The 19,739-nt window shown below is 42.6% G+C and carries 18 protein-coding genes; 2 read left to right on the top strand and 16 right to left on the bottom strand.

All coding sequences use genetic code 11. The features are described from left to right. Positions 1-2: 2 nt before the first annotated feature. The 5 genes from I6H64_RS02920 to hisS form a co-directional block, all read right to left on the bottom strand. On the bottom strand, positions 3-1,208 hold the full coding sequence (locus I6H64_RS02920; RefSeq protein WP_005917122.1) for a CDP-glycerol glycerophosphotransferase family protein: 1,206 nt from the start codon (positions 1,206-1,208) through the stop codon (positions 3-5). Beyond that, positions 1,201-2,358: a CDP-glycerol--poly(glycerophosphate) glycerophosphotransferase gene (locus tag I6H64_RS02915; protein WP_008842165.1), complete on the bottom strand. Its 1,158-nt coding sequence runs from the start codon at positions 2,356-2,358 to the stop codon at positions 1,201-1,203. Before I6H64_RS02915 ends, I6H64_RS02920 begins: the two co-directional genes overlap by 8 nt. A 12-nt stretch (positions 2,359-2,370) precedes the next feature. Continuing rightward, entirely contained in the window at positions 2,371-3,249 is an 879-nt protein-coding gene (locus I6H64_RS02910) for a YitT family protein (protein WP_002830347.1), read from the bottom strand. 281 nt (positions 3,250-3,530) lie between these two features. Next, positions 3,531-5,312: an aspartate--tRNA ligase gene (aspS, locus tag I6H64_RS02905; protein ID WP_056984953.1), complete on the bottom strand. Its 1,782-nt coding sequence runs from the start codon at positions 5,310-5,312 to the stop codon at positions 3,531-3,533. Between the two features lie 15 nt (positions 5,313-5,327). Next, positions 5,328-6,602: a histidine--tRNA ligase gene (hisS, locus tag I6H64_RS02900; RefSeq protein WP_005917130.1), complete on the bottom strand. Its 1,275-nt coding sequence runs from the start codon at positions 6,600-6,602 to the stop codon at positions 5,328-5,330. A gap of 413 nt (positions 6,603-7,015) precedes the next feature. Here hisS and I6H64_RS02895 point away from each other — a divergent pair, with 413 nt between their 5' ends. Continuing rightward, a complete protein-coding gene (locus tag I6H64_RS02895; protein WP_036685239.1) occupies positions 7,016-7,885 on the top strand; it encodes an N-acetylmuramoyl-L-alanine amidase family protein in 870 nt (289 codons plus the stop codon). On the opposite strand, the gene I6H64_RS02890 is transcribed toward I6H64_RS02895, so the two are convergent. The 10 genes from I6H64_RS02890 to I6H64_RS02845 all read right to left on the bottom strand — a co-directional run bounded on the left by I6H64_RS02890 (position 7,870) and on the right by I6H64_RS02845 (position 16,515). Then, positions 7,870-8,493: an HAD-IA family hydrolase gene (locus I6H64_RS02890; RefSeq protein ID WP_008841285.1), complete on the bottom strand. Its 624-nt coding sequence runs from the start codon at positions 8,491-8,493 to the stop codon at positions 7,870-7,872. The genes I6H64_RS02895 and I6H64_RS02890 overlap by 16 nt on opposite strands. A 90-nt stretch (positions 8,494-8,583) precedes the next feature. Beyond that, positions 8,584-9,033, bottom strand: coding sequence for a D-aminoacyl-tRNA deacylase (gene dtd, locus I6H64_RS02885; RefSeq protein WP_002830354.1), 450 nt, complete (start codon positions 9,031-9,033; stop codon positions 8,584-8,586). A gap of 9 nt (positions 9,034-9,042) precedes the next feature. Continuing rightward, positions 9,043-11,274, bottom strand: a complete 2,232-nt coding sequence (locus tag I6H64_RS02880) for a RelA/SpoT family protein (protein WP_002830361.1) — start codon at positions 11,272-11,274, stop codon at positions 9,043-9,045. A 107-nt stretch (positions 11,275-11,381) separates the two neighbouring features. Then, the gene (locus tag I6H64_RS02875) at positions 11,382-11,711 is read right to left on the bottom strand and encodes a hypothetical protein (RefSeq protein WP_002830362.1); all 330 of its coding nucleotides are present in this window, start codon (positions 11,709-11,711) and stop codon (positions 11,382-11,384) included. A 14-nt stretch (positions 11,712-11,725) separates the two neighbouring features. Next, entirely contained in the window at positions 11,726-12,463 is a 738-nt protein-coding gene (locus tag I6H64_RS02870; protein WP_008841287.1) for a 16S rRNA (uracil(1498)-N(3))-methyltransferase, read from the bottom strand. Between the two features lie 9 nt (positions 12,464-12,472). Beyond that, on the bottom strand, positions 12,473-13,420 hold the full coding sequence (gene prmA / locus I6H64_RS02865) for a 50S ribosomal protein L11 methyltransferase (RefSeq protein ID WP_008841288.1): 948 nt from the start codon (positions 13,418-13,420) through the stop codon (positions 12,473-12,475). Positions 13,421-13,746: 326 nt separating this feature from the next. Further along, positions 13,747-15,045: a uracil-xanthine permease family protein gene (locus I6H64_RS02860; RefSeq protein WP_024862297.1), complete on the bottom strand. Its 1,299-nt coding sequence runs from the start codon at positions 15,043-15,045 to the stop codon at positions 13,747-13,749. 223 nt (positions 15,046-15,268) lie between these two features. Beyond that, positions 15,269-15,568, bottom strand: a complete 300-nt coding sequence (locus tag I6H64_RS02855; RefSeq protein WP_171030834.1) for a hypothetical protein — start codon at positions 15,566-15,568, stop codon at positions 15,269-15,271. Between the two features lie 285 nt (positions 15,569-15,853). Then, complete coding sequence (locus I6H64_RS02850; RefSeq protein ID WP_008841291.1) at positions 15,854-16,318, bottom strand: DUF6773 family protein; 465 nt, start codon at positions 16,316-16,318, stop codon at positions 15,854-15,856. Then, on the bottom strand, positions 16,315-16,515 hold the full coding sequence (locus tag I6H64_RS02845) for a helix-turn-helix transcriptional regulator (RefSeq protein WP_002830367.1): 201 nt from the start codon (positions 16,513-16,515) through the stop codon (positions 16,315-16,317). The genes I6H64_RS02850 and I6H64_RS02845 overlap by 4 nt, the downstream gene beginning before the upstream one ends. 536 nt (positions 16,516-17,051) lie before the next feature. Between I6H64_RS02845 and I6H64_RS02840 the strand changes: the two genes are divergently transcribed. Further along, complete coding sequence (locus I6H64_RS02840; protein WP_008841292.1) at positions 17,052-18,236, top strand: aminotransferase class I/II-fold pyridoxal phosphate-dependent enzyme; 1,185 nt, start codon at positions 17,052-17,054, stop codon at positions 18,234-18,236. Positions 18,237-18,469: 233 nt separating this feature from the next. Here the strand turns inward: I6H64_RS02840 and rfbB are convergent, their stop codons facing one another. Then, positions 18,470-19,465, bottom strand: a complete 996-nt coding sequence (gene rfbB, locus I6H64_RS02835) for a dTDP-glucose 4,6-dehydratase (RefSeq protein WP_008841293.1) — start codon at positions 19,463-19,465, stop codon at positions 18,470-18,472. Between the last annotated feature and the right edge of the window lie 274 nt (positions 19,466-19,739).

Here is a 19,739-nt window from a genome sequence, read left to right as displayed (position 1 = left end):
AATTAATCCCTCCCGTAGTGAATTTTTTTAATAATTTGTTGAGCAGCGTCCCCCTGCTCCCATTGCACAAAGCGTTTAGCAAATTGGTTAAACCGCGACTGATCTAAAATAGCAAAATCATTCTGCGCTAACTGATGAACTTCCCGGAGCAGATCTGCCGCAGTAGTGGCAATGGGGCCCGGTAGTTCGTGATAGTAGTCAAAGTAAAAGCCACGCAGATCATCCCGGTAGTAATCAAGGTCGTAGGCAAAAAACAACATTGGTCGACGTAAATTGGCGAAATCAAACATAACTGAAGAATAGTCGGTAATTAATAAGTCGGTAACCAAATAAATTTCGTTCATGTCGCTAGTAGAATCCACCACCACCCGGTCTTCGTAGCCCGAAATATCAATCCGATCCGTGACTAAGTAGTGCGGACGAATCAATAGCACAACGTCGTCAGGCAAAACGCGCAGCATCTCACCTAAATCAAAATGCCAACGAAAATGATAATGCCCCACCTTAATAAAATCATCTTCCCGCCAAGTTGGCGCATAGGTAACCACCCGGCAGTCCGACTTACCAATAATTTTTTGCTTTAATTTGGCAATTGCAGCAACGTTATTCTTTTGAAAAAGAACGTCGTTACGCGGATAACCAGTTTTTAAAAACTGGTGATGAAAACTAAATGCGCGTTCAAAAATATCTGCTGAATATTGGTTGGCCGCGACTAAATAGTTCCAACGATCCGCCTCCTTAACAAATTCTGCTAAGTAACGTTCCCGACTATTTCCGGGAAACTTAACCTGATCCATATCTAAAGCAAGGTGCTTTAACGGGGTTCCATGCCAAGTCTGCACGTAGGTGGTCCGACGGTTCTTTTTCCACCAAGTTGGCATCCGCGAATTAAAAATCCAATATTCAGCGGTTGCCGAAGTCCAAATCCAAGTTAACGACCAGCGTTTAACGATTTTAGCTTCCGGAAATCGAGTAGTCATTGTTTGGTAAAATTCACCCTTAACGCCCCAAACTAACTGGAAACGGTTTTCCGGAAACTCCTTAAGTAATTCATCATAAATGGCCTTAGGATTATCCGTCAGCCCCTTACCATTAAAACTTTCAAATAAAACGCGGCCCTTATGAACCGGCAACTGGATCAACGCATCATTAACCAGTATTAAACCGTATCGAATTATAATTTTAAGTACTTGTTTGAGCTTACGCATTCGTCAAAATCCCTTCAATCTGCTGAATTAGTCGGGCTCCCGCATGGCCATCATTTAGCTCGTTCCACTGTTGATTTATTTTTTGCAAACTATTCTTGCTAGAATGGCGGCTTTGCAAAGCAACGTTGAGCTCGGCTACGTTTTCAACTAGCTCGTCGAAAAACATCTGTTTGAAGCTGGCTTGAATGCCAACCGTTTGTTCAAATTGTGCAAGATCGTATGTAAAGAAAATCACCGCATTGGCGTTATCTAACAAGCTAAAGTCAAATGCGATCGAAGAATAGTCGGTAATCAGCGTATCCGCTACACACAATAACTCTTGGGTGGTAACGTGATGGTCAACCGTCACCACCCGATCTGGAGAATTCGCCACCAGCTGCTGTTCCAGTTCGCTTAAGTGCGGATGCAGTCGCACCACTAAAACGGCATCTTCGGGAACTAACAAATGGGACCAATCCTTGGGCAGCTCAAACGTAACGTCTTTGCGGTACGTTGGCGCATATAAAAGCACCCGTTGTTTTTTAAACTGCGGATAATCCTGAAAAACTTTGGCCCGAGCCTTTTGTACCCAGGCTTCATTAAAATATTGGTCGGAGCGCGGGTATCCAATTTGAGCGAGTTTAGCTGAGCTAACTTTCCAGCTTTGTTCAAAGACTTCTGCCATTTTAGCTGACCCCACCACAATTTCGTCAAAGCTATTATAAACCTGTTGAAATCGTTGCTGGTCGGCTACTGACCGATGATAGGTGCTGGGGTCTTCCCAGCCAAAAGCCTTAATTGCCCCATTAGCGTGCCAGATTTGGATAAAAAATTGTTCCTTCAATTTAGCAATCGCACTTAATTCAGGATAGTAATTATCAAATAGGGCAACCCGGGCAGCCCGGATTCCCCTAACAAAACTGGTTATTTGAAATTTGCGGAACTCAAGCGTGTGGCGCACCACTCCCGCGCTTTTTAAACGTTGGACCTCCGCTTTTACAGCCGGTTCATAAACCAGCAGCACCGCGTCAGTACCAAAATGGCTGGTTAATTGTTTAATAAACTTGGCGTTCCCCGTAAAACTCATAAAATACGCAATTTTAAAGTGCGTGGGACGTCGGCGCAAAAACCAATCAACTAGCCGAACTAGCAGCAAATATAACTTCTTCAAGAAAATAACCCCTTATAAGGTCGGCTCGTAAAAGTGACCTAGAATTTTAATTGTGTCCGTAATACTTACAAAAGCGTGCGGATCGGAAACTTCCATCGCTGCTTCTAATTCCGGCATCTCATACCGCGAAACAATCGTGAAAAGAACCGTTTTTTCTTTGTGGTTATACGCACCTTCTGCACCATGGATAATGGTAATCCCCCGGCGCATATTATTTTGGATACTATCAATCACGCTCTTAGGCCGATCCGTAATAATCATCACTTGCATTTTTTGTTGCCGCGTATAGGTCATGTCCATCACTTTTGCGTTAACGATCAACCCAATTGCTGAGTAAAATGCGTAGGGCCAACCGTATAGGAAACCAGCGGCCGTAACAATCAAAATGTTAAAGGCGATGTTGATGCTTCCAATGCTGTGCCCCGTTTTACGAAGAATCGTGATCCCTAAAATATCTAATCCACCAGTTGAAATCCCGCTTTTAAGGGCTAATCCGGTTCCATAACCGTTAACTGCCCCACCAAAGAGAGCACAGATAATCGGGTCGGTAGTTAACGTGACCGGGTGAATCCACTTAATCATGATACTGGCTAATCCAACCGAGATAATGGTAAAAATAGTAAACCGCGGACTAATTGCCTTCCAAGCTAATACAAATAACGGGACGTTTAACGCAAAAAGTAAGATGGCGACCGAAACGTCCATCGAAAAAAATCGTTTTAAGACCGTAGCAGCCACCTGTGCCGCTCCCGTAACTCCAGAAGCATAGATGTGTCCCGGTGTCCAAAATAAATTCATCGCAATCGAAACTAACACTGCGTAAATAAACGCCGTAGAAATTCGTGCAACGTACTGATGTCGTTTAACAATCTTATTTATCTGATGACCCATTTCCCTATATCAATCACTTTCATATTTTATTTAAATTCAACATTTAATATAACATTTTACCGCGGTTAAAATGAAGGTTTTCAAGCGGTTATTGGAGATTTTTAAGATAACTTCCCCTTTATCATTAAATACCGATTAATTAATGATTTTATTAGTCCGGTTTAAAAATAAAAAAGGCGGAAAAACCTTTGCAATTATGAAAACATCCTAGCGACTAAGTAAATTGTCTAACCTAGTTAAATATTTTCATTCCAACAAAAGTCTTCCCGACCTTTTTAAAGTTATTTTTCAGGTTTACGAATATCAACATCCAAAGATAGTTCCGCCAACTGTTCTTCCGATACCGGAGTTGGTGCTTCGGTCATTGGCTCTGAAGCCTTGGAGTTCTTTGGAAAGGCGATCACGTCACGAATGTTATCCCGTTTAGCTAGCAAGCGAGCAAACCGGTCTAATCCAATCGCGAGTCCGCCGTGTGGTGGGAAACCGTAGTCTAGCGCCGTTAGCAAATAGCCAAACTGGTCGTTAGCTTTTTCTAGCGTAAATCCAAGGGCCTTCAACATTTTTTCTTGAACTTCCCGGGTGTTAATCCGGATGGAGCCGCCCCCTAGTTCCAAACCATTTAAGATGATGTCGTAGCTTTGCGCATGTGCTTTATGCGGATCTTCGCCTTCATCTAGGTAATGTAAATCTTCTTCATTAGGCATGGTGAACGGGTGGTGCGCCGCAACCCAACGTTCGTCACCTTCATCATATTCAAACAGTGGCCAATCTACAACCCACAGGAAGGCGAATTGGTCTTCATCGATGAGGTCGAAGCGTTTAGCAAGTTCTACCCGCAAATAACCCAAAGTATCCGCGACAACTTTCTTGCGGTCCGCCGCAAACAACAATAAGTCGCCCACTTTAGCGTCTGTCTTAGCCATGATTTGTTTTTCGGTAGCTTCATCAAAGAACTTCGCTACTGGTCCGCTAAAGCCTTGGTCAGTAATCTTCAACCAAGCCAAGCCTTTGGCACCGAAGCGTTCTACATACTTAGCAAGCTTGTCGATTTCCTTTCGGGAAAGTTTAGCAGCCCCATCAGGAACGGCGATTGCCTTTACCACTCCGCCGTTTGCAACGGCTCCGCTAAACACTTTAAATTCAGAATCAGCAACAATTTCACTGATGTCCTTTAATTCCATTTCAAACCGTACGTCGGGTTGGTCAGTACCGAAGCGATCCATCGATTCTTGCCATGAAATTCGGTCAAATGGCAATTTAACGTCAATATCCAAGGTGTCCTTCATTACCCGGGCAATTAATCCTTCGGTAATGTCTTGAATTTCTTCCGCGGTCAAGAAACTAGTTTCTAAGTCAATTTGGGTAAATTCAGGTTGCCGATCTCCACGTAAATCTTCATCACGGAAACAACGTGCCAATTGGTAGTAACGGTCAATTCCCGCTCCCATCAACAATTGTTTGAAAAGTTGTGGTGATTGTGGCAAAGCATAAAAGTGTCCAGGGTAAACCCGTGAAGGCACTAGATAGTCACGGGCCCCTTCTGGAGTCGACTTAGTTAGGTCAGGCGTTTCAATATCTAAGAAACCTTGTTCATCTAGGTAACTGTGTACCGCTTGAGTGATCCGATTCCGAATTTTGAGACCCTTCAACATTTCCGGGCGACGTAAATCTAGGTAACGGTACTTCATCTTCAATTCGTCAGATGCGTTCACCCCGTCTTCAATGTCAAACGGTGGAGTTTTAGCTTTGTTCAAGATTTTGGCTTCATGAACTTCAACTTCAATTTCCCCCGTCTTCATCTTCGGGTTGACGTCCTTAGGCTTGCGTTGTTTAACCACCCCAGTAACTTCAATTACGTACTCACTACGCAATTGGTCAGCAACGGCCAATGCGTCCGCTGAAAATTCGTTACTAAAAACTAATTGAACAATTCCTTCCCGATCTCGCAAATCAATAAAGATTAATTGTCCTAAGTTACGTCTCTTTTGTACCCATCCCTTTAGGGTAACGGTTTGATCAAGGTATTGTTGATCAACTAGTCCCGCATACGTTGTTCTCTTCATCTTTTTCTCCTCACGTTACTTTAAATCATTTTTTATATCTTTTAGTTCATCCAGTGATAAGGTCTTTTCCGTCCCCGTAGCCATTTCTTTTAGCTTGAAGACGTGTGCTTGCATTTCAGCTTCGCCCACCGTAATTACGTAACGGGCATTAAGTTTATCGGCTGATTTAAATTGCGCCTTTGGTTTTCGTTCCAAGTAATCTTGTTCGGTAACAAAGTTCATTTTACGTAATTCATGAACGATCTTAAGGGTCTCAGTTTGTACAGCTTCCCCAATGCCAACCACGTAGAAATCTAGCCGGCTAGCTTGTAAGGCTGCTTGAGTTTGTTCGTTTAATAGTAACAAGAGCCGCTCTACACCTAAGCCAAAGCCAACTCCAGAAACTTCGGGGCCGCCCAATTCCTGTACTAATCCGTTGTAACGACCACCCGCGCAGATGGTAACGTCGCCCTTTCCAAGAGCAGAATCAGCAACCATAATTTCAAAGATGGTGTGATTATAGTAATCCAAGCCACGCACCATTGACGAATCCACTACGTAAGGAATTTTCAAAGCATCAAGTTGTTCCTTCACTTGGGCAAAGTGCTTTTGAGCATCTTCGGTTAGGTAATCTAAAATACTTGGCGCATCCTTAACGATTTCCTGATCGGTGGCATCCTTACTATCTAAAACCCGTAGCGGATTCTTATGTAGCCGTTCTTTTGAATCATCGCTAAGTTCATCGTAGTGCGGTTCCAAATAATCAATTAAGGCTTGCCGGTATTGCTGCCGACTCGCTTGGTCACCAAGGGTGTTAATTACCAATTTCAGTCCTGCAACCTTTAATTGGCTAAGGAAGTCCATTGCCATGGTAATGGTGTCTACGTCAATTTTAGGACTGTCACTTCCAAAAGCTTCGACCCCGATTTGGTGGAATTCACGTAACCGTCCGGATTGGGGACGTTCATAACGGAACATTGGTCCCATGTAGTAAACCTTCACTGGTTTTTGGTGTTCAGGACCATACAACTTGTTTTCCACGAAAGCCCGGACTACCCCAGCAGTACCTTCGGGGCGCAAAGCAATGTGCCGGCCGCCCTTGTCATCAAAATCATACATTTCTTTAGTGACAATGTCCGAAGTATCCCCCGCACTCCGCGAAAAGACTTCGAATTTTTCAAACATCGGTGTCCGTATTTCTTCATAATTATAAAGTGCAAAAGTTTCCCGCGCTTTTTGTTCTACAAATTGCCATTCTTTAGAGTATGGCGGCAAAATATCCGCCGTTCCCTTAGGCTTTTGATACTTCATATAAATCACCTCAACTAGTTTTTAAGTCAGTAAATAAGGAATTTGGGCGAATTTAAAATACTATTATGAAAAATGCTTAGAGTCTTAAGGGACCAACAGAAAATAAAAAAGCCCTTGTATAAACAAGGGCGTCAACACGCGGTACCACCTTAGATTGTACTCTATAGCATCATAACGGCTGCTAACCCATCTCCAAGGTGTCTTCAATACGATCCATGTACTCTTTTCCATCCCCCGAGCTCTCTACAACATGTAATCAATATTTAATAGTCCTTTTCACCGATTTATATTAACTTTATTATTAAAAGTACTAAAAAAATGCTAGTTAGTCAAGCTAGATTCTTTCATAAACCTCCGTCATATCTTTGATATAATGGACAGAGTGAATCAATAAAATGTTAAGTGAGCGGAATATGAACAAAGAGATTATTTTTAACTTTATTAAAAGAAATACCTTGCAAATCATTATATCAGCCGGCTTCCTCATTGCCGCAATTTTAGTGATTGTCCCCCTATTCAGCGCCGAGAGCGTGTACGTAGGGCTCGATCAAGTGGCCATTCGGAACTCGCCTAATCGCACGGCTAAAAAAGTCGGTTCCTTAGATCAATACCAAAAGGTGACCGTAGTTTCCAAAAGCAACGGCTGGTACCGGGTTCGTTTTGATGATACGAAAACCGGTTGGATTCCTTCCTGGATTACTAACCGAACCTTTAAAAAGGGGCAAAAAGAAACTCCGTTAGCCGAATCCAAAATTGTCTTGGATCCTGGACATGGCGGAGTTGACTCGGGAGCGTTAGCCATTAACCAAAAGCATCAAGAAAAAAAATATACGTTGCGGACCTCGCAAACCATCCAACAAACTCTAAAAAATGCTGGAGCAAAGGTTATTATGACTCGCGATGACGATGCCTTCGTGGAACTAGCTAAACGTCCCCAAATTGCCAACCAAGTTAAGGCGGATGCATTTATTAGCATTCATTACGATTCGGCTGACGTAAACAATTCGGGAACTGGTGACACAACCTATTATTATCATGATAATGGTTCAATTCAATTAGCCGAAGCAGTTAACCACCAGTTGATTAAATCAGTTCCTTTATACAATCGCGGAGTTAAATTTGCTAATTACCAAGTATTGCGGGATAACCGCCGTCCAGCCATTTTGATTGAGGGGGGCTACATCAACACCAGGGACGACTTTAAACTAATTTCAAGTGCCAGCTACCCTCAAAAGGTTGCTACTGCCGTCCGCAAAGGGCTAGAAAACTACTTAGCTAAGTAGTCCCTAATGGCAGCAAAATTAGTGGTCGTAAATTCTGGGGCACTAGTTACATCAATCAGTTGGTCTGGATCAAATAAAATTCCTTTAATAGCAGCGTGATGTGCGGCATCGATATCTAAATTTCGATCGCCAATCATGTACGCTGCTTTTTGATTAACGTGATGTTTGGTGATCAAATAATTTAAAGAGGCCGGATTGGGCTTCCGCGGAAAATCTTGATCTCCCGTCACAAAGTCGGTAAAGTAATCCCGCAACCCGTATTTTTGTAGTAAATCAATTGCGGCTTGGTTACGGTGGGTCAATAAGAAATTGTGTCCACCTTGGGCAGTAATCTGAGCCAACAATTCTTTGACGTCGGAAAATGGCTGGGCTTCAATTAATCGTGGTGTTTCGATTTCACGAAACACCCGTTTAAATTGGTTAGTGTCGAGACCGTTAGCTTTGGCCGTCGTTTTAATCGCAAATCCTAAAGAATGTTGTCGCATTTGTTCGTAGACTAGGTGGGGATTTACCGTTACTCCTGCTTGCTGAGCAGCATCCACAAACGCGGCCACCATTACCGGATAGGTATTAAATAAGGTCCCGTCAAAATCATAAAAAATATCCATTTTATTACTCCTTTATTACACTTAAAAAGAGGTTGCAAAAATCGGGTTTACTTGTCAGTGCGCCCCATTTTCACAGCCTCTTTTGCTTTATTATTCTTTATTTTGCGTATCTAAAAGAATGGTCACCGGACCATCATTAACCAACTCAACCTGCATATCCGCACCAAATTCTCCAGTTTGTACCGGAATTCCAGTTTGGGCGAGGCGTTGGTTAAATTCATCATAAAGCTGACTAGCGGTTTCAGGATTTCCAGACTTGGTAAAACTAGGACGGTTACCCTTCTTCGTCGATGCAAATAAGGTAAACTGGGAAACTGACAGAATGGCTCCCCCAACTTCGTTGATCGACCAGTCCATCTTTCCTTCCTCATTTTCAAAAATCCGCAAGTTAGTAATTTTACGCACGGCATAATCAAGGTCAGCGGCGGTGTCCTGATCGTTAAAAGCCACCAACAGCATTAATCCTCGATTAATTTTTCCTACCGAGCGCTCGGCAATCGTTACCTGAGCCCGGCTCACTCTTTGAACTACTACTCTCATTTTTCACTCCTAATGGGTCGGGCGTTTAACTACGTAAACGTCCTTAACGTTTTTCAAACTTTCCATCACCCGTTCTAGATGGGCCAAATTATGCACTCCCATCGATAGGCTAATTACCACGATTCGGTTATGGTTAATCTTTCCGTTAATTGACGATAGATTACGCGTCGCGTTGTTGACCGATTTCAATACGTCATTTAATAAACCGTTCCGGTTGTATCCTTGTACTTCCAAATCAGCGGAATAGTTTCCCGAAGTATCGTCGGGATCTTCCCAACTAACTTCGATAATTCGTTCACCCTGTTCTTCGGCACTCTTAACGTTCGGACAATCTTTTCGGTGAACCGAAACGCCCCGCCCTTTAGTAATGTACCCAACAATTGGGTCACCAGGAACTGGCGTACAACAATGACTCAAGCGCACCAGTAGATTATCCGCGCCCTCAATAACTACGCCTTCCGAAGATGCCTTGGTTTTGCTCTTCGGACGATGGTCGTCAGTGGAAATTGCCTGATGATTTTCAAGCATTTGCCGTTGAATTTCTTTTTGGTGATCAGCTTCAGCCTGTTCACGAATGTCTTTAGTTAGTCGGTTAGCAATCCCCACGGGGGCCAAATCACCGAACCCAACGGCAGCCAACAAGTCATCCACTTGGTTGAAATTCAATTGTTTAGCAACCTGAGCGAGATTTTCATCTTCCAGAAGTTCGCTAGGATCGTAACCAGTTTGTTCTAACTGCTTAGTTAAAATTTCACGACCTTTTTCAACATTTTCTTCATGATTAGCCTGGCGGAAGAATTGTTTGATTTTGTTACGACTCCGCCGGGTTGAAACCATTGTCAACCAGTCCCGACTTGGACCTGCTGAATTTTTTGAAGTTAAAATTTCAACGATGTCCCCGTTTTTAATCGTGTAGTCTAGCGGAACAATTTTGCCATTAACTTTCGCACCGGTGGCATGATTACCGACTTCGGTATGGATGGTGTAGGCTAAATCAAGCGGACCCGCTCCCTTAGGCAGTTCAAAAACGTCGCCTTTGGGAGTAAATACGTAAACGCGGTCACCAAATAAGTCACCCTTAACACCTTCCATGAAGTCCGCTGCGTCATTGCTTTCGTCCTGTAATTCAACAATTTCCTTAAACCAATTTAACTTAGCGTCGGTAGCATTTTGGTTGACTTCGTCCGTGATGCCTTCCTTATACGCCCAGTGTGCAGCAACCCCGTATTCGGCCACCCGATGCATGGCTTCCGTCCGGATTTGGAACTCCAGCGGGCGCCCTTCAGGTCCTACCACGGTCGTATGCAACGATTGATACATGTTAGCCTTAGGCATAGCAATGTAATCTTTAAAACGCCCTGGAATTGGTTTCCATTTAGCATGGATTGCGCCTAAAACTGCATAACAGTCCCGCACCGTATCCGTGATTACCCGCACCGCTAACAGATCATAAATCTGGCTAAACTGTTTATGTTGGTCAACCATTTTCCGATAAATTGAATAGATGTGTTTCGGCCGACCATAGATATCCACGTGTTTCAAGTGGAGGTCAGCAATCGCGTCTTCTAACTCACCAATTGCCGAATTAATATATTCTTCTCGTTGAGCCCGCCGCGAATTCATTAGGTGGACAATCCGATAATATTGTTGGGGATTCAAATAACGTAAGGCAATGTCTTCTAGCTCCCATTTGATGGTGCTAATTCCTAACCGTTCGGCTAGTGGCGCGTATATTTCCAACGTTTCGTTTGAAATCCGCCGTTGCTTATCCGGACGCAAATGGCGCAACGTCCGCATATTGTGCAAGCGATCAGCCAATTTAACAATGATTACCCGTATATCTTGTGACATCGCTAAAAGAAGCTTCCGGTGATTTTCGGCAAGCTGTTCTTGGTTGGACTTATACTTAATCTTGCTGATTTTAGAAACGCCGTCAACAATGACCGCCACGTCGTGACCAAATAGCTCCTCAACGTCTCCCAGTGTAATCAACGTATCTTCTACTGTATCGTGTAAAAAACCAGACGCAACCGTCTCCGGATCCATCTTTAAATTGGCTAAAATCCCGGCAACTTGAATCGGGTGCATAATATACGGTTCTCCCGATTGCCGATACTGCTCCTTATGAACATAGGAAGCAAAGTCACAGGCCTTTTGCACAAACGCCGTGTGCTCTTCATTCATATATTCTCGGCACATGTTCATTACGTCATTGGCCGATAATACTGGTTCTTTGGACATTAACATCACCACCAACCTCAAAATACAATAAAAGCACGGTATCGAGTGACAACGTGCTTCGGTCTTATTGAATAAAGTATACGTTTATTATAAACAAATTGCAATGTTTAGCTATTCGATAAGTTATAGGATAATATTTCAATACAGAAATATACGATAGCAAAGTAATTTGCGTAATGCGGCAAGATGATTATTGCCCCGATTAAGTATAATACCGGAAATAAAAATAAAAACATAAAGTGCAAACCATTCGACTTAATCAGGTTACCAAACGTGTAGCTTGCTAAAGAGTTAAACACGATTAGTAGCCACAAAACAATCATTACCGATGGAGTATGACATAATTTCAGCACAATTGGCAAAACAATTCCAATTAAAAACGCAAATAAAACGTAACGCCAGTGGGCTGAAATCTCCAAATTAGCGATTTTCTTCATAATTCTTCCCCTCACTATTGCAGTTCAAATTGATATGAAATTGCCGATAACACATACATTGGTGCGCTCTCGGCCCGTAAAATCCGGGGTCCGAGGCCGGCAAGTGTAAAATTAGCGTCGTTAAACGACTTGATTTCTTCAGGAGCCAGTCCGCCTTCTGGGCCAAATACTGCTAGGAGCGCATCCCCACTAGCCGTATTTGATAAAACCCGCTTAAAATTAGCAAACTCCCCTTCTTTCGCAGATTCCTCATAAGCCACCATCCGATGCTGCACTGGTGAGTTAACCAAGTCCACAAAGGAAATAATTTCCACCGTTGGAATCATTTGCCGGTGGGACTGTTCGGCAGCAGCCTTAGCAATTTCCTCAAAGCGTTGCAATTTGCGGTCAATTTTCTTTTCATTCCAGCGGGCAACTGAATAACGTGCTGTGAAAAATTGAAAATGACTTGCACCCATTTCCGTGCCCCGCTTAATAATCTGCTCGTTTTTATCCCCTTTAGAAATACCACAGGCAACGGTAACTTCTACCGGCAATTCCACAGATTTAGTGATCTCTTGTACCGCCTTTAAGCTCGCAGGCGCTGCATTATCAAGCAACTGACTTAGCCAAACCCTTTGATCACTACCCACTACTTCGATTTTTTCACCAATCTGTGCTCGCATTACCTTTAATAAATGGTGCGAATCCGCCTTAGAAAGTGTGAATTCATCTTGGAGTGCTAATGCGTCGTTAATAAAATACCTTTGCATAGTAGCCTCCTACTCTTCAAGTTGGTGTGACGCAATTACTCCGCGCCATTCCCCGTAAGTTAGCACTTGGTTAACCTTAAAGTCATTTGCCGCCAACGTCTTTTGAATCAATGGAAGCTTGTCATCAATAATTCCCGACATAACTAACCGGCCATTTTTATTCAACAGCGACTTGGCTTGAGGAATCATTGGCACTAGTACGTCAGACAAAATATTTGCTACGATGAGGTCTACAGGTTGCTTAATTTCCTCGAGGAGGTCATTAGGTCGCGCCGCAATTGACTTAGCGATTGGATTCAAGTCAAAATTTTCTTGAGCAGCGGCAATTGCATCATCATCGACATCAAAAGCTTCCACTTTAGCTGCGCCCAATAGTTTAGCTGCAATGCTCAACACGCCAGAACCAGTTCCCACATCGTAAACCGTTTCGTTTCCACGCATGATCATTTCCATTGCTTGCAAACATAGCCGGGTCGTCGGATGGGTTCCCGTTCCAAAAGCCCGTCCCGGATCCAAACTAATCACCTTTTCATCCGGTTGACTTGCTTGGTAATCACTCCAACTCGGTTTAACCGTTAGGTAACGGGTAATCCGCACCGGATGGTAATATTTTTTCCAAGCGGTAGCCCAATCATCGTCTTGAACCTCCACGGTGGTTACGCTAGCCGGGGCAACGTCCAACCCAAAGCTGGGTAATTCATTAAGCTTTGCTTTTAACTGGCCAACCACCTTGCTAACGTCCGTAGATTCCGGATAGTACGCCGAAACAATTGCCCCTTCCGTAATGTGGGGAATGTCTTTTAATTCATATAATTCACTCGGATAAGAAGCCTGGTAGTTCTTAAAATCTAAGGCATCTTCAATTTTTACTCCTACAGCATCAAGCCCGTCAAAAATACTGCTTACTGCTTCAACGGCCTCGTTAGTAGTTTTTACGTTTACCTCGGTCCATTTCAAACCTGATCAGCTCCTATGTTATCTCATGTTAGATACTATAATACCGCATTTGACTAAAATTTTCGAAACGTAAAGCTAATTTTACCCATCAAAAAGTCTGCAGTTAGAAAAGAGGAACTCAAACTAAAACCGGGAAGCTGGTGTGCACCATTATCAAGATGGCGGTCAAACCAAATTTGAGTCCTACCGCCGTTTTCAAGTTAGCCCCGAACAAACTGTCTGCTAGCAAATCTTTCTTATAGACGGTAAATAAAAATGCTTTCCAAGAACTTCAATTCTTGAAAAGCATTCCTTCTGACTAACCACTTAATTATTCAAGCTGACATTTATCTTTCACTTAACGCCTTTTGGGGAAGTACTAAATTTAAAATTATTCCGAGAACCGTTGCTACTGCTAATCCCGAAAAGCTTAGATCCCCTAAGTTCAAGCTGGCATTACCAATCCCGATTACTAAAATCGAAGCCGCAATCATTAAATTGCGTTTCTGATTAAAATCAACGTGTTCATCAATCAAAATCCGTAATCCATTAGCCGCAATCGTTCCAAATAATAGGAAACTAATTCCGCCAATGACTGGACTCGGAATGCTTTCAATCAAAGCGCTCAACTTGCCAATAAAGCTGAAAATAATCGCGCTGACTGCCGCACCCATTAACACGTAAACGCTATGTACTTTGGTAACGGCCAACACCCCGATATTTTCTCCGTAGCTGGTTACTGGAGGACCGCCAATGAATCCTGCCACGATGGAGGCAACCCCGTCCCCTGACAGAGTCCGGTGCAGCCCAGGATCCTTGAAGAAATTTCGGTGTGTCAAGGTATTTAAAACCATGATGTGCCCCGTGTGTTCGGTCATCGTAACGAAGGCTAGTGGCATCATACTTAGAATTGCTCCCCAGCTCAAGTGTAGATGATAGCTTACAAAAGGAATTTCAAAACTTGGAGCGATTAGCCAATGTGCGTGCGCCACTCCCGATAAATCAACCACTCCGAGAATCAACGCTACGATGTATCCGGTAATCAAACCTAGCAAAATGGGAATTAAACTAACGAATCCCTTTAAGTACATATTGAAAACGATCGTAATCAATAGGGTAATTAACGCAATTGCAAAATACTTAAGGTCATAAACACTTTGACTACCCACCGTACGCATGGTGGCATCTTTTGCGGCCGTTCCCGCCAAGGATAATCCAATTACCATGATGATTGGTCCCACCACTACCGGAGGTAAAATTCGGTCCAACCAGTCCGAACCTAGCTGGCTGATGATCAAGGCCACGATCAGATACACCACTCCGACTGAAATTGTTCCTTGGGCAATCCCCTCATATCCCGTAGTTTTCATGAGCGCCATCATCGGTACAATGAAGGTGAAACTTGAACCCATGTAAGCAGGAATCTTAGCCTTGGTAATCAGAATATACAGTAATGTACCTACCCCCGAACTAAAAAGTGCGATTCCAGGATTTAAGCCTACCAAAATCGGTACTAGAACTGTAGAACCAAACATTGCAAACATATGTTGAATCGATAGTCCGACTAAATGCGGAAACGTAGGGCATTCATTAATATCCAAAATTGCTTCCGGATTGCGGTACTGTCCTTGCTTTTGCTTTGACATAACTTGCACTACTCCCTTTCTTAATGCAAAAAGCCTCTTGGATCCAGCTGTGATCCAAGAGGCTTTTTGATGGTTTTCCCCGAATTAGTCGGAGTATTCAACGAGCAATTAGCCTTTTGGCCTCACGGGACCAAATTAAGGTTTCTTTAAGGGATAATCATACGCACATTCGATAACCCCGTCAATAGTTTATTTAAAAATTTCTCGTTTTACTGTAATTCGGTTAGCGTTTGATATCCTTGACCCCGTCTTGCTCCGTCAAATGTTTCTTCAAATAAGCAAGCAGTTCATTTTCCCGGTGAAAAATCCGGGGACTTTGTTGTCCATGTAACCGCAAATCAATTTCATTAATTTTAATCCGCCCTGTCCAGGTATGGGTATACTTAATAATTACCCGATTATTAAGTTCTTCCTTACCAAATTTAAAAACGTACACGCTTTCAGGTGTCATCATTGGGCGAATATATTTCTTGCTATATTGTAACTGGTTACTCCGTAAAAATTGTTTGATTTTCTTTAAAATTGTTGACCACCTCACCCTTTTTTTATTTTCTAGTTTCCGCTGATTATGATTACTAATTCTATCCTATTCCAGTCTAAAAGTAAAATACGCCATTTCTAATAAATTTATTGATTTAATCCCGCTAAATATAGTTTTTTAACTCTATTTTATTTACTAATTTTTCTAAAACAGTTCGGCTGCTTGACGTTTTTCTTCACGAGCAAATTAATAACACTATATTAGTCATCATAGATAAACACTTGGGGTTACCATAACTATCATCAGAGGAGCTTGATATCTAAAAACTTATTCATCTTTATCAAAATGTCGTTCAATACGTCGCTGATTCCATAAATCAAGTTTCTTTAGTAGCTCCATTACCCAAAGTCCCAAGATTAAACTGCTAATAAAAAGGATTCCGGCCGCCGCAATAAAGTAACCAATTCGATTTCCCTGGTAGAAATGCTGGTAGCGGTGGTAGTTCTGATAGGCATTTAAACCAGTCAATCCCAGCGTAAATAATAGTAGGAAACTTTTTTCATAACGCCCATCAAAAATTCTAATGCCGTTAAACAGCATCCGGACCACTACGTAACCACCTGCTAGTACTAATCCAAAGGCCTCTACTACGTAAGCCGACCAGGGCATCTTAAAAATTGTCATTTGTAAGGCAATTGCAATCGCCAATAGCGTCAGTAAGATTGTTAAAGCTTCGTAAGCAATTTGGTTACGGATTCGTTTAACTCGTTCATCAACAACGTTTTTTCTCATGATGGGTCCTCCCAAAATAAATCATCCAATGTCTTGTCTAAAGCTTGACAAATTGCTACACATAATTTGAGCGTCGGGTTATAGTTACCTGCTTCAATCAAGCCAATGGTTTGTCGAGTTACCCCAATCAAGTTGGCCAGTTCGGCTTGGCTAAGGTCTTTTTCTAAACGAGCAATTTTTAAACGCTGATTTTTCATAACCCACCACCTTTTGTAATATATATATTGCTTGATGCAAATTATACATTACGTAGAAACCGTTTTCAATGGCCAATAATAAAAAAACCACTATCGGTTGGATAGCGGCCGGTTGGACATCCGTAAATGTCCAGTTATTGGATGGGATATCAGAGTTAATATATGGAGGCTTAAGCCTTCCAAGTTGCTAGTATAGCCCCAAAATGGCAGAAAAACTAGGGATTTTCAATAATTTGTTTCAAAAATGTCACATTAACCGTTTTCAACTTTCCTACATTCTAGTAACTTAATTTTATTGATTACCTATTCGGCTAATTCCATTTAGTGTTATCATAAATCATTAGAGGGAGATTGAGAAACCATGAGCTAAGTCCAGCCCTTTAATTTTGAGCTTTGGTATGGCCATTCGTTTTTCATCTCTAACTACCAAAGGGGGGCGTCCTATTCAAGATTAACGTTGATCTGAGGATTGGACAGTAAGTCAGCGACAATCCGGCTAGTAAAAATTAACCATTTTAATACGAGGAGGACTGCACATGAGTGATAAAGTTAACGCACTATTAGAACGCATCAAACCATCTGTAAAGAATACTCAAATGGCGCAAGTTTTTAAATACAATGAAGAAATTTCTAAAATTCCAGGAGCAATTAAGCTAACCCTTGGAGAACCCGACTTCAATACCCCCGAACACGTCAAAGAGGCTGGCGTTCAAGCCATTCGGGATAACAAAAGCCATTACACCGCCACCGCTGGGGACCCCAAAGTTCGTCAAGCGGCAGCCCAATACTTAAAACAAAAATACGATCAAGATTACGATCCAGAAAATGAACTCGTCATTACGGCTGGGGTTACCGGTGGAATGTACGCCACCCTAACGTCCATCGTTAGCGAAGGTGACGAAGTTTTAATACCAACACCAATTTTTCCATTGTACTTCCCAATCGTTAAAACTAACCAGGGAAAAATCGTCTACATGAATACGGCTGAAAATAATTTCCTACTTAGCCCTGAACAATTGGAAAATACTCTACAAGCACATCCGCGTGCTAAGGCAATTATTCTCAACTTCCCTTCTAATCCAACGGGGATGACTTACACTAAAGAACAATTGACCGCTTTAGCAGATATTCTGCGAAAATATGATATTTTCGTAATTAGTGATGAAATCTATAGCGACTTGATTTTTGATCAAAAACACTACTCGATTTCTCATCTATTACCAGATCAAACGATTGTGCTCAACGGCCTTTCTAAGTCACATGCAATGACTGGCTGGCGAGTAGGCATCATTGCCGGACCAGCTCCATTAGTTGAGCAAATTGAAAAAATTCACGAGCTGTCGGTTACCAGCATTACGACGGTTGCCCAATACGCGGCCTTGGAGGCTTTTCAAAACGGGCTCAACGATAGCGAACCGATGCGCGTAGAATACAAAAAACGGCGCGATTATTTGCATGATGCCCTCGTTAAGTTGGGGATTGAATGCAGCAAGCCGCAAGGTACCTTCTACCTGATGGCTAAAATTCCGGGTGACTTAGAACAAGATGACTTCAAATTCAGTATGCAACTTGCTAAGGAAGCTAAAGTCGCCGTTATCCCGGGTTCTAGCTTTGGTCCTGGTGGTGAAGGCTACGTTCGCTTTAGCTATGCAGCAAGTATGGACGATCTAACTAACGCAATTGCGCGGATTGAAAAATTCCTCAAAGCTAAACGAGCATAATTAAAAATCGAGAGCTGAGGAAACACCAAAAATTCTTTTTAAAGATAGAATTTTGGGGAAAATAATTTTGGTACGTTGCCTTGATGATAGAAGCAAACGTACGCCAAAAGTTAGTATGTTCCCGCTCAGCCAAAAGGCGACCATTATGCCAAATCCAGGCATAATGGTCGCCTTTTTAGTTAATGCTCAAACCATCCAATTTTGGGCCCGTTCCCCTGCCTTTTATTATGGTTTTAAAGCTTACCTTTTTGATATTGCTGTAAATAAAAATCAACTGTCGCTCGTAATCCCGCGCGAAACTCCGTTTGTGGCTGCCATCCTAATTGTTGTTCGAGTAGGCTGGCGTCAATTGCGTACCGAAAATCATGCCCGGGACGATCCTTAACGTGCTGTACTAGCTGCGTATACTGTTCGACCGATTTGCCCGTCATTTCAGCTAAAATAGCTAACAATTCTCCCACTAGTTGTTGGTTGCTCAACGGATGGTCAGCACCCACGTTAAAACGTGCACCCGATTTTGCTTGAAAAACCACCTGCCAAATTGCTTCACAGTGATCACTGACGTAGAGCCAATCGCGCACGTTCTCCCCGGTTCCATATAAGGGGATTGGTTCCCCACGGAGTGCGTTAAAAATAACCTTTGGAATCAATTTTTCCGGATGTTGGTAAGGTCCAAAATTATTACTAGCGTTCGTAATTGAAATGGGCACCCCAAAAGTTCGCCCGTAGGACTGAACTAACAGATCCGCACTTGCCTTAGAAGCCGAATACGGACTACTTGGTTGATAAGGGCTCGCTTCAGTAAAGCTCCCCGTGGCTCCTAAGAAACCATAAACTTCATCCGTACTTACTTGGTGAAATCGTTTGTGGGTGTAATCCTCTGCCCACAATTCTTTAAACTCTTCAATGAGATTAAACGTACCATTAACGTTGGTGGTGATAAACTTTGCTGGATCGACAATGCTCTGGTCCACGTGCGACTCGGCGGCAAAATTAATTACCACTTCTGGACGAAAATCCTGAAAGATTTGGCGAACTTGCAACCGGTCGGTAATGTCGCCCCGGCAAAAGTGGTAATTGCTTTCTTGAGAGACGGTAAGGTTATCCAGATTAGCCGCGTAAGTTAGTTTGTCTAAATTCAAAAATTCAAATTTGGGGCGGCGGGGCACCCACATATTCATAAAATTGGCGCCAATAAAGCCTGCGCCCCCGGTAACTAAAATTCTCATTTTTTGCTTCCAGCCTCCAAGTTTAAACCATTTGATTTTGTGGATCTAACACTAAGGATTTCAATAACCTAAATTTATGGCGAATCGTTGGCATCGTGCCCTTGCTAATTCTATAAGTAGTTGACTAAAGCATACCGGTCGACTTATCAAGCGTCAACTCTCCTAGTTCATTCTTAATGAAGAACGTTATCTTTAATTTAGTAAAGGAGACTTCCCACGCCATTCTTTTATCCGTATGGAACTCCTTAATACGGCGTGTAAAAAATTTTATTAA

Origin of the sequence: Pediococcus acidilactici (assembly GCF_016127815.1) — a bacterium.
Taxonomy (GTDB): domain Bacteria; phylum Bacillota; class Bacilli; order Lactobacillales; family Lactobacillaceae; genus Pediococcus; species Pediococcus acidilactici.
The sequence above is the reverse complement of the archived record's forward strand: the minus strand, read 5'-3'. Positions and strand labels throughout refer to the sequence as shown.